At 47.5% G+C, this 15,999-nt stretch carries 21 protein-coding genes; all 21 read right to left on the bottom strand.

The features are described from left to right. Window positions 1-1,372 (bottom strand): phage tail protein (locus tag ACVC9U_RS00760; RefSeq protein WP_441390028.1); only part of this gene is annotated, 1,372 nt, incomplete at its 3' end. Between the two features lie 11 nt (window positions 1,373-1,383). Beyond that, window positions 1,384-2,196 carry a phage tail family protein gene (locus ACVC9U_RS00755; RefSeq protein WP_434174122.1) on the bottom strand — a complete coding sequence of 271 codons (813 nt, stop codon included), beginning with the start codon at window positions 2,194-2,196 and terminating at the stop codon, window positions 1,384-1,386. 2 nt (window positions 2,197-2,198) lie between these two features. Further along, window positions 2,199-5,471, bottom strand: coding sequence for a phage tail tape measure protein (locus ACVC9U_RS00750; protein ID WP_441390027.1), 3,273 nt, complete (start codon window positions 5,469-5,471; stop codon window positions 2,199-2,201). Next, window positions 5,468-5,776, bottom strand: a complete 309-nt coding sequence (locus tag ACVC9U_RS00745) for a phage tail assembly chaperone (RefSeq protein WP_441390029.1) — start codon at window positions 5,774-5,776, stop codon at window positions 5,468-5,470. Before ACVC9U_RS00745 ends, ACVC9U_RS00750 begins: the two co-directional genes overlap by 4 nt. Window positions 5,777-5,784: 8 nt before the next feature. Continuing rightward, entirely contained in the window at window positions 5,785-6,150 is a 366-nt protein-coding gene (locus tag ACVC9U_RS00740; protein ID WP_025811917.1) for a tail assembly chaperone, read from the bottom strand. A gap of 61 nt (window positions 6,151-6,211) precedes the next feature. Then, window positions 6,212-6,511 (bottom strand): fibronectin type III domain-containing protein, encoded by a 300-nt coding sequence (locus ACVC9U_RS00735; RefSeq protein WP_441390026.1) that lies wholly within the window; start codon window positions 6,509-6,511, stop codon window positions 6,212-6,214. Continuing rightward, the gene (locus ACVC9U_RS00730; RefSeq protein WP_048350484.1) at window positions 6,474-6,920 is read right to left on the bottom strand and encodes a phage major tail protein, TP901-1 family; all 447 of its coding nucleotides are present in this window, start codon (window positions 6,918-6,920) and stop codon (window positions 6,474-6,476) included. The genes ACVC9U_RS00735 and ACVC9U_RS00730 overlap by 38 nt, the downstream gene beginning before the upstream one ends. Further along, window positions 6,921-7,358: a hypothetical protein gene (locus tag ACVC9U_RS00725; protein WP_441390025.1), complete on the bottom strand. Its 438-nt coding sequence runs from the start codon at window positions 7,356-7,358 to the stop codon at window positions 6,921-6,923. Window positions 7,359-7,362: 4 nt separating this feature from the next. Continuing rightward, window positions 7,363-7,713 (bottom strand): HK97 gp10 family phage protein, encoded by a 351-nt coding sequence (locus ACVC9U_RS00720; RefSeq protein ID WP_441390024.1) that lies wholly within the window; start codon window positions 7,711-7,713, stop codon window positions 7,363-7,365. Beyond that, window positions 7,713-8,096: a hypothetical protein gene (locus tag ACVC9U_RS00715; RefSeq protein WP_065643925.1), complete on the bottom strand. Its 384-nt coding sequence runs from the start codon at window positions 8,094-8,096 to the stop codon at window positions 7,713-7,715. Before ACVC9U_RS00715 ends, ACVC9U_RS00720 begins: the two co-directional genes overlap by 1 nt. Beyond that, complete coding sequence (locus tag ACVC9U_RS00710) at window positions 8,086-8,910, bottom strand: hypothetical protein (protein ID WP_441390023.1); 825 nt, start codon at window positions 8,908-8,910, stop codon at window positions 8,086-8,088. Before ACVC9U_RS00710 ends, ACVC9U_RS00715 begins: the two co-directional genes overlap by 11 nt. After that, on the bottom strand, window positions 8,907-9,251 hold the full coding sequence (locus tag ACVC9U_RS00705) for a hypothetical protein (RefSeq protein ID WP_048350489.1): 345 nt from the start codon (window positions 9,249-9,251) through the stop codon (window positions 8,907-8,909). Before ACVC9U_RS00705 ends, ACVC9U_RS00710 begins: the two co-directional genes overlap by 4 nt. Before the next feature lie 14 nt (window positions 9,252-9,265). Beyond that, window positions 9,266-9,457: a hypothetical protein gene (locus ACVC9U_RS00700; RefSeq protein ID WP_441390022.1), complete on the bottom strand. Its 192-nt coding sequence runs from the start codon at window positions 9,455-9,457 to the stop codon at window positions 9,266-9,268. Then, a complete protein-coding gene (locus tag ACVC9U_RS00695) occupies window positions 9,457-9,873 on the bottom strand; it encodes a hypothetical protein (protein ID WP_441390021.1) in 417 nt (138 codons plus the stop codon). The genes ACVC9U_RS00700 and ACVC9U_RS00695 overlap by 1 nt, the downstream gene beginning before the upstream one ends. Before the next feature lie 52 nt (window positions 9,874-9,925). Then, window positions 9,926-11,050, bottom strand: a complete 1,125-nt coding sequence (locus tag ACVC9U_RS00690) for an SU10 major capsid protein (protein WP_271750028.1) — start codon at window positions 11,048-11,050, stop codon at window positions 9,926-9,928. 57 nt (window positions 11,051-11,107) lie between these two features. Next, a complete protein-coding gene (locus tag ACVC9U_RS00685; protein ID WP_053073133.1) occupies window positions 11,108-11,833 on the bottom strand; it encodes a phage scaffolding protein in 726 nt (241 codons plus the stop codon). Between the two features lie 89 nt (window positions 11,834-11,922). Next, window positions 11,923-13,194, bottom strand: a complete 1,272-nt coding sequence (locus ACVC9U_RS00680; RefSeq protein ID WP_441390020.1) for a phage portal protein — start codon at window positions 13,192-13,194, stop codon at window positions 11,923-11,925. A gap of 21 nt (window positions 13,195-13,215) precedes the next feature. Further along, window positions 13,216-13,398 (bottom strand): hypothetical protein, encoded by a 183-nt coding sequence (locus ACVC9U_RS00675; protein ID WP_441390019.1) that lies wholly within the window; start codon window positions 13,396-13,398, stop codon window positions 13,216-13,218. A gap of 67 nt (window positions 13,399-13,465) precedes the next feature. After that, window positions 13,466-15,097, bottom strand: coding sequence for a phage terminase large subunit (gene terL / locus ACVC9U_RS00670; protein ID WP_441390018.1), 1,632 nt, complete (start codon window positions 15,095-15,097; stop codon window positions 13,466-13,468). Window positions 15,098-15,193: 96 nt separating this feature from the next. Then, window positions 15,194-15,607 carry a phBC6A51 family helix-turn-helix protein gene (locus tag ACVC9U_RS00665; RefSeq protein ID WP_025811940.1) on the bottom strand — a complete coding sequence of 138 codons (414 nt, stop codon included), beginning with the start codon at window positions 15,605-15,607 and terminating at the stop codon, window positions 15,194-15,196. 22 nt (window positions 15,608-15,629) lie between these two features. Next, a partial coding sequence (locus tag ACVC9U_RS00660; protein ID WP_441390017.1) for a hypothetical protein occupies window positions 15,630-15,999 on the bottom strand: 370 nt, incomplete at its 5' end.

Raw genomic sequence — 15,999 nt, 5'->3', positions numbered from 1 at the left:
ATCCTTGTCCTCCGACTTCCTGTTCAAGCGCTGTTAATCGATCTAAAATCGACTGCATGTCGACGTCGCCAGACACTGGCATCTTAATCCGTTTCAACTTTGCGAAGTCTACCTTACTCATCAACCCGTCGTTAGTATCCGAAGCTAGCGCGACCAATACCTGACCGTCTGGACCGACTAGAATGTTCGCCAACTTTACGAAATCAGCCGAACTCATCAAACCGTCAGCGCTTGCCGAAGCCAGGCCGTATTGCGGAATGCTGAGTTTAGTCGGATCATATCCCGGATCGAACGTCGTGTTGCCCCCGATTTTTATTGAACTCTCGCGAATCTTTCCCGTCGATGAATCAACGATTTTCGATATCGTCTTTTGAGTGCGTTTAAAATCCGAAACAATATCGGTAGACTTCCTCGTAATAGATCCGAGTGTGAACTTCGGAGATTTATAGGGATCAGAGTAATCCTCGACCTCCACCACTCGTATCCGAACATCAATGTCGAATGGCTCGATGATGCACCATACGTAGTCGCCTTTTCGAATATCTTGAATGCCCTGCGCCTGTAATTCGACGTAAGTCAAGGAGATCGATATGTCGATGCGGTCATGAAGGTCCGACTTTATCCGTTCCAGTAGGCTCGCCTTATCCGTATACCTCTCGTCACGAACCGGATCAGCATGTCGAACACCTAATACGTCTGCTAGAGGACTTCTGTATTCCGCAGTTACTACGTAAGTTCCGTCTTCTTTCTTTTTGCCGAACCCCCGGATGTATGTTTTAAGAGAACTTGTATCGATATCTTTGGACGGATTGTTGATATTGAACGAATATCGCAACTGATTATCGGTATACCGCGCGATCTCTTTTGCAATGTAAATTGTTTTATTTACACACTCATATTCGACTCCGAATTTCTCAGCGATAGAGTTTAACAATGCAAGAGACTTCGCATCGCCGAAATTCTCGACGGTTACAGACTTTGCGATACCTTCCGAATCTACTTGATACGAGTATCCGGTACCTTCAAGCGCAAATTTAAGCATCGTATCGATCGAAAGTGCTTTTTCTCCTGCGATGACGTCGTAAATGTACATGTCATCTAAATCGATAAACATCCGATGAACAGCTGTAGCAGTCGCCTTCATCTTGCTCCCGAAAGGCTTATTCGATGATGTCTTGATCACGTACTCCTCTTCGTCATAAATTAATGAATTCTCGTTCTGAATCAATGGAAAAGCGTGCTGATTTTGCGGTGTCAGCACGCCTGAAATAGAAATAGTCTTTTGGTTGTTTATACCGCTTTTTCGCGTTGTGCTAACGTCTGTTAGCATTTCAAACTGGCCGGCAAGGCTCTTTATAAATAAGTCCTTCACGCGCTCACCGCCTATAAAAAGTAAAAGCGAAAGTCGAATGTAATCTCGAAACTTCCGCTTGTACCTGATAATTTAAAATTGTTCCAGCCAGGGGCAATCGAAATCAGCTTCCGATTTGTCACTCCGAAAATACTATTATTGTTTTTAGTCGCCCTCACGCGATCGAGAATAATCGTATCTCCGGATGCAGACGACCCGGTGTATTTCCAAACGTCGCCCGTCGTGCTGTTCGTGACCGTTAAGTTATTTGACGCACCTTTATATACGATACGCAAAGGGAATTGCCGAGGGTCAATCGTTTCGTCCCCAGCGTTGAAAATTCTAAATGACGTCGATTTATGCGTATATGTCGGTACCTCATCGATAAGCCCCTCGCCAATCTGCCATATATCCGAATCAAAAGTAAACGGGTTTAACGTCGTCCCGATCGACTCGGCAAACGGACTGAACGCAATGAAGTCGATGTCAAACATTCCGTATATCCACTGTTGATCGATTGAATAGTCGGCGTTGGTTTTTACGAGCCACCGTTTGCCCGGGTTGTATGATTCCGTAATATAGAACGGTTGGCGCGAATCAAACAGTTTGAACACTTCGTCACGCATTAAATAGTAATCAGGAACATCGGCCGCTTTTAAATAGAACGAGCACTTTATAATCCGTGCGTCATACGTTGTTCCACAATCAACAAGCCCATGTAGTCCGTCAACCTGCTCCGTTTCATTGCGAGGCGAAGGAGATGACGGATTAAATTCACGCGTTGTAATTCCGATCTTTTCTAAGTCGTAAACAGTGCCACTTAACGTTGTGATAATCGTATTCAACCTCAATCACCTCGCATGTAGTTTTGTATCGTAATCTTTTGCCCTTGTTCAGCGCTTACCGCGTTTTCAGTCATACGTCCTAACTCATCGCTATCAACTACGAGAACATTTTCGACAATGATCGGTTGCTGTTGTTTCTGCGAATCTAAGCCGGCCGTCATAGACGCTTCAAAGGAGCGCCTGATACTACGTACTCCTCCCGTATTCAAAGCAACGGCAGGGTCGTACGAATACCCACTCATATCGACCATAGCTGCGTTTGCCATTTCGTCGGCTGCCGCTCTTACTGCGCCGATATTTCGTTCGATACCGACCGCAAGACCCATCGGCAGGAATTTACCGATTTCATCGCGGAATACACGTGACGGCGAGTGGATTCCGAGCAGCGACTTAAAGTTGCCCGTAAGGCTGTCTACGAATCCACCAACTTTTTGGCCAATCCAATCTTTCATGGAATTTATTCCGTCCCAAAGCCCCCGGATCAAGTCGGCCCCCGCCTTGAATAGCTCCTCTTTATTATCCAAAATGGTCTGACCAAGCTTTACGACGAGTTCAAGACCCATCTGTAATAGTTGAGGTAAGATTTGAATTATGCCATCAATTAAAGCCAAGAGGATCCTTATCCCTGCCTCGATAATCCTTGGCAAATTTTGAATCAGAGCCCCCGCAAGAGCAACGATCAATTTGAGAGCTGCTTCAATGAGGGTAGGCAACATCTTGATAATGCCGTCAATTAAGGCTAGTAAAAGTTTTATCCCTGCATCAATAATTTTCGGTAGATTCTCTATCAATGCGGTAGCAACAGCGACGATCAGATAAATAGCCATTTCTATGAGTTGCGGAAGAATGCTTATAATCCCGTCAATCAAACTAGTCAGGATTTTAATTCCCGCTTCGATAATTGTTGGTAGATTTTGTATTATGGTTTGGATTAGCATGGTGATTAATTGAATTGTTGCCTCCACCAACATCGGGAGCGCTTGGATCAGCCCACTTATCAAGGAAGTTAAAATCTGGATCCCGGCCTCGATAATCGTAGGTAACAATGTGACAACAGTATTGATCAATGTTGACAAAACTGTCGTAGCTGCTTCGATAATTGTCGGTAGCGCGCTGACTATCCCCTCGATCAAGGAAGTGAGGATCATCACTCCGGCTGCAAGGATTACCGGTATCATCGTAGTAATCGTCTGAATAATCGTATCAACGACCTGGGTCACTTTCTCAACAATATTCGGTAATGCTTGCGTAAATCCCTCAAGTAATCCGGTTATCATCTCAAGTCCAGCCTGTAAAATACGAGGCAGATTTGCCGTGACTCCGTTAACTAACGAATTGACAATCTCGGTCGCTTTTTCGAGAATAGTCGGCATGTTCTGTTCTATGCCTTGCGCAATTGCCGGCAAGAATTTCGAACCCGCAACGATCAGACCGGGTATTCCTCCGATCAACATTCCGATGATGTTCGGTATGAATTCCGCTATCCCTGAAAAATCTCCGTTAAATGCGTCTGTGATCGCCTTCTTTACGTCCTCAAATCCGCTACGTATTGACGCGAGCCCCTTTACGATTGTATTCGCAACCGATTGCGGAAGTAGGTTATGAAGCGCGATTGATCCTTTCGTAAAATCTCCGGTCAAGGTCTCCGCTATACCTTTAAATAGCGATGCCGTCGTTTTTAGTGCCGGAGTAACCTTCTGGCCGGCTATGGTAGCGAATTCCGACGCCTTCTTTTTAATAGTATCGAAGTGTTTGTACGTTAAATAAATCGCAGCACCCAACGCAACAAGTCCGGCAATGACCGCTGCCGTTGCACCAACTATCGGTAAAAGCGCAGGGGCTAACTTTAGCGCAAACAGTTTCATCAATGCGAAACCTTCAATAATCCCCGGAATCATGCCGACGAAAAATAGAAACGGACCTATTAACGTTGCTACAACCGCTAATAACGCACTAAGAACTGCTATTACGGTTTTTGCTGGCTTAGGCAGCTTATTGAACTCATCGACTAAGAACTGAAGCCCTGAGGCTATTACCTTCAGCGCAGGTAGTAACTCATTACCAATTGCGAGTGCTGCTCCTTGAAGAGCAGATTTTAAGATTATTAACTGGCCTTTGAGGTTCTCTAATTGCTTCTTCGCGATTTCCTCCGCAGTCCCACCACTGTTTTCAAGCTCATTCGTAAATTTTTCGATTTCCCCTTGTCCGGCCTTCATCAACGCCAACATAGCCGAAGATGCTTCGACTCCGGAAATCCTCGAAACAGCTGCGAGACGATCGGCCTCACTCATATCCTTCGTCGCTTCCGTCAATTCTCCGATAATTTGTGCCAACGGCTTCATTTTGCCTTTTGAATCTTCTATCGTAATGCCTAGATCGTGCAGTTCTTCTCGAGCAGCTTTCGGAGGAGCTGCTAGACGTGTCAACATCCGTCTCAAAGACGTCCCAGCTTGCGTACCTTGGATACCGGCATCACCAAGTATCCCTGCCGCTGCTGCAACGGATTCCAAAGACTGCCCTGCTGCACTCGCGATTGGAGCAACGTATTTCATAGTATAACCAATCATTTCCATCGAGGTATTCGAACTCGTAAATGTTTTCGCCAATACATCCGCAACTCTAGCCGTCTCTTTCGCCTTTAACCCGAATCCAGTCAAGATATTTGATGTAATGTCCGCAGTGGTGGCGAGATCTAATTGACCCGCCGCCGCGGTCGCCAGTACTCCCGGCATGGCTGCGATAATATCATTCGTCTTGTAGCCGGCCATCGCAAGGAACTGCATGCCTTCGGCAGCTTGAGTCGCTGTAAATGCGGTTGTCGCTCCGAGATGCTCCGCCGTCTGCGTCATAGATTCGAGCTGCTTTCCAGTCGCACCACTTAGCGCCCCAACCCGGCTCATTGCCGATTCGAAGTCCGCCGTTGTCTTGACGGCCATTCCTAGACCTAGCGCCATAGCACCACCGAAACCCGTAACGGCTGCGCCCGTCGCTTTTAACGCCCCGCTCGCTTTCTCCATTGAATTCATAACCGATTGTCCGGAACGGCTGGCCGTCTGTGCCGACCGACTTGTTCTCGTAAGTCCTTCCGAAACAACTGCCGCCGCACCCGCAACACCGGTCATTGACGAAGACATTCTCGTCGAGGACGTCGTCATCGCGTTAGACATAAGCGAAGTAGATGCACGGATCGACGCCATCGAAGTCCCGAGCCGCGACATCGTAGACGAAAACCGGTCAACCGCCGTAATAGTAAATCGTATATTGCGATCGCTCACTCGTTAACCTCCTTTCTGGCAATGTCGAATTGGCTAAGCCACTCTGCTGTATGCTTAGCCTGTTCCGCCATCTCTTCGACTGTTTTCTTCTTAGGCGAATCCGCCGAGTCACATTTATACAAGTCAGACGGCTTCGGATTCTTCTCTCGATGGGCTTTTTCGCGCATGATAGCCTCGAATGCTTTTCGCTCGAGTTCGTCCCCATTGCGTTCGCTTTGCGCCTGAATAAGTATGTGAAATTCTCGTGGCGTGAGGGCGTATACGTCTTCTGGTTTCATCTGAAGGTAACGCCATCCAGAAAAAATCGCTTGTTCTACTTCAGAAAGTTTTCCAGTTGTTCCAGTGCTTCCGGATTGTCTTTCATCAGTTTCTTGACGATCTTCTTGAAGAAAAAACTATCGACTACTACCTCTTTTGAAACCTTTAGGACGTACTCAAGATCAAGTTTTTCCTCTTCGATTGCTTTTCCGAGAATAGATTCAATCTCCGCAAAGGAGAAGTTTTTGCCTGCATGGAAAAGGCCAGCGTGAATAACGTGCGAGAATACTTCAAGATCACCCGTCATTGCCTTACCGACTAGCTCAAGAGATCCGCCAGGACATACCTTGTTGAGATACTTAATGCTTTCAAACGTCAACTTTAGTTCGTACTCTTTGCCTTCGATTTCAAAATGCGCCATATTAAAATCCCCCTATAAAAAGAGCGCCCGCAAAGGACGCTCCGAATATTTTAATCTTGATTTATGCTCCGCTTGTGTCTGGTTCTGTGTATGTTTCGATCTGACTCATTGGCGATTCTCCCGCCTCGTTCACAGCCGCTACATTCACTGTGAGCTTAGTGTTAGGAGAGATTCCGGTAAGCGTACAAGAAGTGTCAGTAACTTCTTTATAGAAAACTTTTTCCGCTCCCCTATATACCTTGTATGAAGTCGCCCCTTCTACGGCATCCCAATTGACGGTTACACTATCCGTGGTAGCTGTGTACTGTAGATTCTGGGGCGCCTCAGGGAGTAGTCGGCTCTTCTGAGTTAGGCGCTCCATCTGGAACTTCGGTTAGCGTTTCCTTCGTCAGTTTTCCGTTTAGATTTGCTCCGAGTGAGTAAGTGGCGAAGTCGCCGTTTGAGTAAGTTTTCTCGAAAGAAGAAAGCATGTAGTTACCTTTCTTCGCAACCTTAGTCCGAGTGTTAATTTCGTAGATTTCAACGAATTCTTTATTCCACATCGCCTCTTCGACTTCATCTACGAAGACGTCTCCTTCTGTAATAACACCCTCAAGTGAAAGCTCTTGTGTAACTTTACCGTAATCAGATCCGGTCTTGTCTTTTGTATCCAGATCGATTGTATCCGCTGAAATACTTGTTGATCCATCCGTTTGGTTAAACGGCCTGAGCAAGCCGCTTTTCGTTACTACTGCGTAGATAAATTCCTCACCGCGGTACTCGATTCCCATTTATTTTCCCCCTTGTTTTCCGTAAGTCATGTTTACTTCAACGTCAAAATAAAGCCTGTGATACGTTGTTTTATCGCTTAAATCCTCCGCAGACATAGGCGTCTCATCGGTTACGAGCGCATCAAAAAAACCGAGCGATTTGCCCGGCTCTTCAGCACTGAGTAATTCAATTTGATCGAACATAAAAATGCGCTTTACTTTCTCCTGCAAAACGCCTCTCTCGAAGTTTGAACTCGCAAACACACCGACCTGAAATCGATAAATTGTCTGAACCGCTTCTCGTCGTTTGGAAATGACCGTCGTACTATTCGGTAGCTGCTCGATTGTAAGGAACGGCTTTTCATCCGGATACTTAACCCCGTCGAATATCCAGACGACAGAAAGTCCGGTCTTTTCCGCAAGATGGGTACGTATAGAATGCTGTATATCTACTTGCATACGATCACCGCCCCAACTGCTTTATCGATTCGTTGATATCATTTTCGAGATTCTTTTCGTTACTCCAAAGCGCATTGCGAAGGAAAGCCTTTTTCGTAGCGTGCTCGAATTCCTGTCGCCGAGCATACTCGACATCGGATCCGAAGCTCCACGACATATCGCCTTCCCTATGCGGAGAAGCTGCGATAGAGTTTGCAAGTCTCCCCGTTTTCTTCGGCGCATTATTTGCGCCGTCGTTCGCCATTTGACGCACGTTTCGCTCGACATCGTTTTCCAATGCCTGCTTTAAAACGGCCGTAGATGCGGAAAGTTTAGCGAGATCGGTAAGTCCGCTCACCCTTACGTAAAATCCCATTACGTCACCTTCCTCGCGAGACATTCGGACCGGTTCAGCAATCCGAGTCCCTTCTCATCGGTTGTTAGAATTTCATAAATGTTACCTTCCGTTTTGTATGCCTGTTTAACATCGGTTAAGTCGACGTCAATAGAGAACGTAATCTTAACGTCTCCTTTTTGCAGTTCAACGCCTCCTATGACCGATCTGTCCGTATTTGAAACCGTGGAGTAATCTTTCCAGATCGCTTCGACTTCAATTGGTACCTGTTTTTCGATCGGTTCGCCGGTGATCGGATCTTTTCCGTCACGCACCGTTTTAAGCAGCGTTATTTTATCGGTACGTCCCTCGACGATTTCCCTGCGATTTCCCTTGATCCATTGGCGATCAGATTCACTCAACATCGTCACGCACCGCCTTTTCCGTTAAAACATAGTTTAAATGCGACGTACAATTCGGATGGGGGTTGAAAACTTCCGGATCTGATAGTTTATAGATTCCGGGACCCATTCCGTAACGGTTTAGCTTTTCAAGCTGCGTACATCTATGCTCCGGTCGGTTAGCCTTACCGCGAAATATTTGAACGGCTTCGACCAAGTTGCTTTGCCGGGCGCTATAGACGGTCGCAGTCCGGTAGGCCATGTTCCCCTCCGTCACAACTAGCCGCTTAATTTTCCACGTATCATTTTCGTATACTTGACGCACATCAGCGATCATCTGATTGACGGATTCGCCACGCAGTATTGCAGAGCGAAGGACTGTCGACAATTCATCCCGTTGATCTCCTGCAAATCGCCACACTCGGTCGGACAGAATGAGCCCGTCTTTTTCTTCGCGATTAACAACGTATCGAAAAACGTTTTGATTTACCCGATCAAAAGCGATTCCTGCGATGGCCGCCTTCCCCAACGTCTCCTCCATTGCGGACTTGATTCTTTCCGTGGTAAATTCCGTCGCATCCGTGATCGTCTTGTCTAGCGCATCCATTCCGTTTTTACGAACGGCTTTTTCAATCGTATCTAGATCGCGGAGCAACCGGTTTAAACGCTGTTTCTTAATAATTCCGTCGTTGCCGCTGAAGTCCGCGAGTAGATCCGATATTTCAAGTCGAACACGGTCGATTTCTTTGATCGCGAGTTGCTGCTGCTTTGCGTTGAATTTTAAATACTCATTCGCCAGCTCATCGAGCAAACGATTCAGTCTCTCCTGGTTCGTCATCGTAAGTCAGCCCGCCCTGCGTGCGACTGCCCGGCACCTCTCCTCGCCCGCAACGTTTTACGGTAATTTCTACGCGCGTTCAATGCCAGCCGCATGTAGTTGTTGTACAGCCGGGACTTGTCGACCATCTCATCGCCGTCTTTGTATACGAAATATTGGGCGGCCCTTGTTGCGAGCGTCTCGTATGCGACTGCTAACGCCATGTAAAGAAGAGCCGTATCGTCTTCCCCTTCTTTCAGACCGCTTTCGTCCTCCGCTTCGGCAGTCCATGCGGCGATATCGTCCGCTGTGACGCCGTCAACCCCTTCTAAACGCGTTCGTAGTCGATCCTCTACCGCCACATGACACACCTCCGTTATTTTTTCGTTTTAGTCGGCGCTTTCGGTTTTGTTGCCGGCTTATCCACGCGGTGAATGAATGGCGCAGCTGTATCAAGTGCGGCGATTTCCTTTTCAACGTTCGTGTTATAGATGCCGTATCCGTTAAAAACGATGTATAGACCGTCTCTGTTAAATTCGTAGTTTGGTAGCGTCTTATATTCCGCCATCAGGACATCAGCTCCGCTGTTTTGAGCTTCGCAAGCAATGCGTTAAAATCGGCCTTCAAACCGTCGACGTCTGCCGCCGTGCTGTTTGCTTGTGCAGCCGCTTTTGTTGCGGTTAGCTTTCCGTCTAAGGCCGATTTAACATCGTCGCCTAGTTTCGTCATGGTCACCGATTTGGCACCGAGATTGCTTTCCTGAACGCTTCCCGTTCCGATGTTCCGGTTTTGAACGGAGCCGTCTCCAATATTGCGATTCAGAACCGAATTGTCTGCGAGTTTTTCATTCGTAATTGATTTATCGGGAATCTCTGCGCTGCCTTCGGATTGCAATAGGCTTTGGATGATTTCTCCGAGTTTTAGGTCGTTCGCGGCAGGCGAGATCATGTTCAATCGTTGTACATCTTCTTTACTTAAAGCCATTTACGGCCTCACCCCTTTCAAAATAAAAAGAGGCCTCGAAAGGCCTCATTAATTAGGAAACTGTTTTAGAGATTCCAGAAAGAATTGCGACTGATTCTTTTGCGTTTTTGATTTCGAAACCAAGCTCTCCACGGATTACGCGCGCGAAGTAGTCAGCTCCCGGCTCTGTAGCATCTTGGTCGTAAATTGAAGTAAGGTAACGGGCTTTGATGTTGTCGAGGTTAAGTAAGACAGCACGATCTTTCGGCATGTTTTGATCGACAACAACTTGAGAAACTGCGCCCCCAGGAAGGTCACTCATGAAGGACATGATTTGATAACCGACTTGACCTTCTCCGCGAGTTGTACGGATAGTGTCGCCTGCAAGTTTAGTAATCTGACGAGAGACGTTCGGAGCACAAAGGATCGTGTTTACACGGCCGCCACGTTTGAACGTTTCTTCGATAGCGTCATTTAAACCCTTAGCAGTAATTTCTTTACCACCGAAGTCTGTTGACGCGGAACCTTGCTCTTGAGCAAAAGCGAATAAACCTCCGGAAGTGCGTGGTTGCTGACCAGATCCTTGGTATTTCCGACCGTAAATAAGAGAGTTATTGATCTCGCGAACCATCTCTTGTAGACGCAAGTTAACTTGGTAGTCCAGTTCGTCAGCAACTCCGTAAGTATTTACTTGTTGTTGCGTACGAGAAACGGAAGCGTAACGAGTGAAAATTTGAGAGTAGTTGAACGATACAATACGGTCGTTGATTTCGTTCTTTCTAAATACGGACTCACCTTCTGGACGCGGACGAGAAATAACTTTCAGGTCGGCGCCTGCTTCGACAGCTTCCGGAGTGGTTGCGTCGTATCCACGTTGAACCGTAATTTTTTCGGCTGCTTCATCGACTTTAGTTACGCGCAGTACTTCTAGGCCGTTTTGAACGAGCGCATTTTCAGTAAATTTGCGCGCCTCTCCTTCGCCTAATTCGATCTCCGTTGCGTCCGCTGCGGCAGCAGTTTTTACAACGGCCGTATCGCTATTGAGGTAGTCGTTCTGCCATTCGAACTTAGTTTGCGATAGAGCATCTCCCGTTCCGATCAAGCCGAAAAGAACCGGTGCCTTTGTAAGAATTAAATCTACGTTCGCCTGCATGTCGCGAACTTGTTGCTGGAAATCATACGATTGTGCAACTGCCATGTGTAAATCCCCCTAATAATTTTTTGTAATTAAAAAAGCCGCCATAAGGCGACTGAATTACCGTTTGTTTTTTAACTCCCGAAGTTCGTTGTACAGCTTCGTGACTTTTCCGAGATAACGCGGATTCTTTAGCGCTAATTTTTTCGTTTCTTCCAGCTCGTTCTCTTTCGCGACAATCTCCGTTTGGGTGCTGTTTTTGGCCGGGTTGCTTCCGCCGGATGCGTCGGCTCCAATCGGTTGTTTAAACATCCACGGGCTTGATTCCTTAAACGCCGCGACCGCTTCTTCGGCACCAATTACGTTTCCATCTTCGTCAATTTGTACCGCAGACTTATCGAGTAGTGCGAGCACTTGATTCGGATCGTTTGCGTTAAGAGATCGAGCGATTGCGCGAAGTTCCGTATTAATAATCCGCTGATTGGCCGATTCCTCCGCTTTTTTAGCTTTCTCCGAGGCTTCTTCCGCTTTCTTGGCCGCTTCTTCTTTCTCGGCCCGCAGACGTTCAGCTTCGGACATCTCGGCTTTTTTGCGTTCTTCTTCGGCTTTTTCTAACTCTTCGAGGCGTTTCGCTTTTTCTTCGAGTTCCACTTGCTTCTTTTTCTCGCGTTCAAGGCGTTTGTTGAGAATTTCGTCAAGCTCCGCCTGTGTGAACGTCTTTTCCGTACCATGCGATTGCTCTGTCGGTGTTGGTTCCGGCTCCCCAGCCGTAGATTGAGCGTCTTCATTTTCCGGATCTGTTTCTTCCGCAAAAAATTGTAGATTTAAAGGCAAAAATTTCGTCATATCGTACCTCACCGTTTAAAGCCCGTCGGCTGTAGATTACGAATAACAACAACCGGCAGTTTATCGACGATACCGTAGGTCAAGCGTTGCTATTCGTTCGTTTCGTTATAAGGATCTTGGACCTGTCTTTTTAGATTCCGTTCCTGCAAAATCTCCATAAATTTGACTTCCGGGTTCTCCTTACCACTACGGATGATTGCGCCCTTAATCGATTCCATTTCATGCGCGATTTCTTCGCCTAGCTGTTCGACAAGAGCCTTCTGATCTTCCGGAAGTGGAAGGCCGAATATAATCTTGCTTCCGTAATTGTCGTCTACTTGAGCAAGCCATTCTTTGTCGTATTTAAAGCGAGGATGCTCTTGGCGCGCTTTCATATAACGTAGAATGTATTCGTTCAACGTTTGGAGACGCGACTGCCAAACGATCCACGCTCGCTGTGTTTTCGATATGATCGAGCTGTAAAGCAATTTGAGCGCCATCTCATTAATACCTCCGGTGTTCATATCCGCGGTATTGACCATCGGCACTTCGCTGATTTCGTGCAGTCGTTTTTGTAGACGGTCAAGATACGCCTCAATCGCTTCTTTGAATTTAAAGCCGCTTTCCAGCTTCGTCGCCTCCGGCTTTCCGGTATCTTTGTCGGACTCGCCAAGATCCCAAATAGCACTAGGAGATACGCGAAATGGCTTTTTCGGATCGTACTCGACGTTCGTCAGCAGTGTGATTGCGAACATTTCGAAACGCAGTGCGTCAGAGTAATCCGATAGCTTGCGATCAATCTCGTCTGCGGTATCGATGAGCTTTTCGAGTTCACTAAATCCGCTAGTCTGGCCGGAAAGTTTTTCAGTCGGAACGTGGACGACCGGAATAAAGTCGAGTCCCATCGATTTCCTCTCGACGCGCCTTTCGACGAGATTGAGTCCGTCATCGTAAATGGCCTCTTCGATCTTACAATCGTAGTTGCCGGTATCTTCGTCACCCTCCCATTCGAGGTAGTACGATAGCTTCCAGAGCTTCGTCTGTTGTTCGTCCAGCCACGCAACGAAATAAACTTCGTCAAGTTGATCGACATCCCATTCGTTATGAACTGCGATAACTTCAGTCGAAGGATGCCAAAGGATCCTAATTTCGCCGCGCCGGGTATCGTAGTGTAGACGAGCATAAACGCCGGTTCGGCTGATTGCGCGGTCTTTCGCCGCAGCGAGTAGCTTTTCGTGCATCCGGTTGTCTTCCCATACCCACGTCAGCAAACGCTCTTTTGCCTTCGCCCGACTGTTTTCCTCATCCTGTTCTTTACTCGGCGCATATCCCGGCTTAATCATGTCCGCAGGATCGTCGAGAACATCCGGCGGTACAGTCACTTTCGGCTCCTTCTCGAATTGCTAGGCCGCAGTCGTATCGATCAGCTTACGCGGATAATTCATCGTTAGCTGTGTCGGTTCATAATCGATTTCTTGCGGCTTTTTATAGTCGGTCCAAACGTTGAGGTCGCCTTCATAGCGCCGGTAGAGTTTGATTTCGTCATAGATACGCTGGAATTCTTTCGATCCTAGCGCTTCTTTCATTGGAATAACGAATTGAAACGGGTTTATAAAATTTCGGTCGATGACTACGATTTAAAACGCCTCCTTTCTAGTAGCGATAGTTTCCGATGTTTCCGCCCTTCCTCCGTCTGGCTTTCCCCGCAATGGAGTACGCCATATGTAGGGCATCGGGGCCGTCATCGTGGTTATGGTTCGGGTACATTTCGAACATTTCGAGCAACAGCTTTTGTTCGCGTTTGAACCGGATCTTGCCGCTCTGAATGTCCGGCAATAGCGACTCAATACGGAGAGCTTTCCGCGTCCGCTGTTTGATCTGCTTCAGCCGGGTGGATGCCGGATAGCCGTTCGCTTGTAATGCCTCGCCTAGCTTATCCGCGAACCATTCCTGCGCCTGCTGCGCCTCAACTGCGATACCTTCGTACTGGAAGCACATTGTCTTTTCGACAACTTCGTTGAGCAGGACGTCCGGGTGAACGCGTTGCAAAAAGACATCGGCGACATAACAAAAACCGGTCGCCCTGTTTCGAGCCACCGTTATAATTGCGGAGTAGTCGCCTTTTTCTTTACCCATCGCGAAGTCAATGCCGCAATAGTAATCAAATTCTTTCGATTCGAGTTCTTTGTCCGAGTAGTATTTAAAGTCCTCGCTCCGGAAAACTTGCGATTCTTCATCGACTGGATTGCCGAGGTACTCTTGATTGAACGCCCTAGCGCCCATATCTTCACGCTTTTCCATAAAGTCTTTATACGTGTAAGCTTGCGGCCAAAGAACCCGGGTTCCGCTATCCATTTCCGCCTTATTCGCTTCGTAAAAAGCAGTCGCATTCTTTAGCGCGTCTTTACTATCTTCGTTGTATATTTGCCGCCACTGCTCCCATAAATCCTCGCGTTCAGACCACGATAGAATCGCCGGGAATTTTCGCGACGTGAAGTCCTTACGCTTGGTCAGAACATGATTCAACAGCGAGTCGTAGTGGACGATCGTACCCATATAGATGCACATCCCGCCGAAGCCGAGCGCCTCAAGCATTTCCGACCGGAACCAATGCAAGTTTTTCGCCCGTAATTCCGGCGTATTCGTATTATCGCCAGACTCAAGGTCATCGAGGATGAATAGTCCCGGCCGCTCACTCAAATGACGTAGCCCACGCATCTGTGTCCCGATTCCTTTCGCTTCGACCTTCGTTCCTGAAGACGTAATGAATTCGTATTTGTTATCGACTTCGTTCATCGAAGGCTTTTGATGAAGCAACGGTCCGAAATCTTCACGCAGCTTTTCGTTAAATTTCAGTTGGTTGACGGTCCATTTAATAAAGTCGCCGGCTACGTCAGTTGTTTCGGAGACTTCGATAATGTACTTTTGATGTCGAAAAACGACCTGGTGGCTAAGGTATGAGTTCGATAAATAAGCCGTCTTGGCGTGCCGCCGCCCTACCGACCACCCAACGTTTGTCTGAATTTCTCCACGAGTAATTTCGTCAAGTAGTCCGCAAAGCTCCCGGTGAAAGTAGGCCGCAGTATCCAGCGTTTGGCCTGCCGGAATTAAATTCGAGCTATTGTCCGGATTTCGATCCGCGCTGAAGTATTCGTACGTGAAATAGAGCATATCGTATTCAGCCCGGTGCACCCGCTTCAGCTTTTCGAGCAGCTTTAAGTTGATCTCGACGCGTTCGAAATCGTATTCGACAGCTTCGTCCCTTTCGATTAGCTGCCGGAGCAAACGATTTTCTTCGGTTAACTCGTCGATGCGCTGCTGCCGCGCTTCTCGATCGAGCCATTCCCCGTCAACAAATGCGATAACAACGCACCTCCTTCGTTAACTTTCGTTTTCCAAACGGGCGAGCAACGCTTTTTTGCGCTCCTCATGCGACATCGTGTTCGACTTGTCCGTAATGGTAAGCTCGCTTTGATCGTTCAGATCGCCGATCCGTTTCAGATACAGTTCGATCGATTTCGTTGAGCCGCTTTTGATGCTGTCGAGCAGCTTCGAATATACAAACGGCAGCTTAGTATCGATGAACTGCGACGCCAAGTGATTTTTGTACGCGATAAAGTTCGGATCGCCCGTTTCCCAACGGTGCAGCGTCATGCGGCTGATTCCGCAGTCTTCTGCGATCTGATCCTTGGTTTTGCGCTCTTTCGTCGGCGTAAATTCGCGTTCAACAAGGGCGAGCGCCGCTTCGCGTTGATTCGGCTTGAACGCTGTTTCGTCGTATTTGAATCGCGACATCTTTCTTCACCTCCTTCGTAATCTATAAGAGCTTTATAGTGCGCGTTTGCCTTGTAGGATGATCGTTTCTGTATCCGAGATTATTGACGACTTCGCGTTCCCACTTCTTCTCCTGATCCGTTGTAAGTTCGCTATACGCAAGGATAACCGTCGTTGGCCGCGTTCCTTTAAACTGCCATCCGACTGCCGCTTGGCCTACGTGTAGCACCTGAAATCGAGTTCGATCGCTGTTTAGCGAGCGTAGCGCGCCTTCTAACATTTGTGCCTGTCCGGGAGTATCCACGACTATAACAACGTACTCTATTTCGCTCCCTATTCGTCCGTAATATACATCCTCAACGCTTGGCATTTCTCGAATATGTCGCTGCGAACTTTCTAATTCAGCCAGCGCC

This window comes from Bacillus sp. GM2, from assembly GCF_056155945.1.
This window is presented reverse-complemented; position numbering and strand designations above follow the sequence as displayed.

Bases quoted from the DNA above. Each gene is read 5' to 3' on its own strand.
- ACVC9U_RS00725 (WP_441390025.1), bottom strand. From the start codon at position 7,358: ATGCAAGTAGATATACAGCATTCTATACGTACCCATCTTGCGGAAAAG.
- ACVC9U_RS00695 (WP_441390021.1), bottom strand. From the start codon at position 9,873: ATGGCTTTAAGTAAAGAAGATGTACAACGATTGAACATGATCTCGCCT.
- ACVC9U_RS00720 (WP_441390024.1), bottom strand. From the start codon at position 7,713: ATGGGATTTTACGTAAGGGTGAGCGGACTTACCGATCTCGCTAAACTT.
- ACVC9U_RS00665 (WP_025811940.1), bottom strand. From the start codon at position 15,607: ATGTCGCGATTCAAATACGACGAAACAGCGTTCAAGCCGAATCAACGC.
- ACVC9U_RS00685 (WP_053073133.1), bottom strand. From the start codon at position 11,833: ATGACGAAATTTTTGCCTTTAAATCTACAATTTTTTGCGGAAGAAACA.
- ACVC9U_RS00730 (WP_048350484.1), bottom strand. From the start codon at position 6,920: ATGGGAATCGAGTACCGCGGTGAGGAATTTATCTACGCAGTAGTAACG.
- ACVC9U_RS00710 (WP_441390023.1), bottom strand. From the start codon at position 8,910: ATGACGAACCAGGAGAGACTGAATCGTTTGCTCGATGAGCTGGCGAAT.
- ACVC9U_RS00700 (WP_441390022.1), bottom strand. From the start codon at position 9,457: ATGGCGGAATATAAGACGCTACCAAACTACGAATTTAACAGAGACGGT.
- ACVC9U_RS00735 (WP_441390026.1), bottom strand. From the start codon at position 6,511: ATGGAGCGCCTAACTCAGAAGAGCCGACTACTCCCTGAGGCGCCCCAG.
- ACVC9U_RS00690 (WP_271750028.1), bottom strand. From the start codon at position 11,050: ATGGCAGTTGCACAATCGTATGATTTCCAGCAACAAGTTCGCGACATG.
- ACVC9U_RS00675 (WP_441390019.1), bottom strand. From the start codon at position 13,398: ATGAAAGAAGCGCTAGGATCGAAAGAATTCCAGCGTATCTATGACGAA.
- ACVC9U_RS00740 (WP_025811917.1), bottom strand. From the start codon at position 6,150: ATGGCGCATTTTGAAATCGAAGGCAAAGAGTACGAACTAAAGTTGACG.
- ACVC9U_RS00715 (WP_065643925.1), bottom strand. From the start codon at position 8,096: ATGTTGAGTGAATCTGATCGCCAATGGATCAAGGGAAATCGCAGGGAA.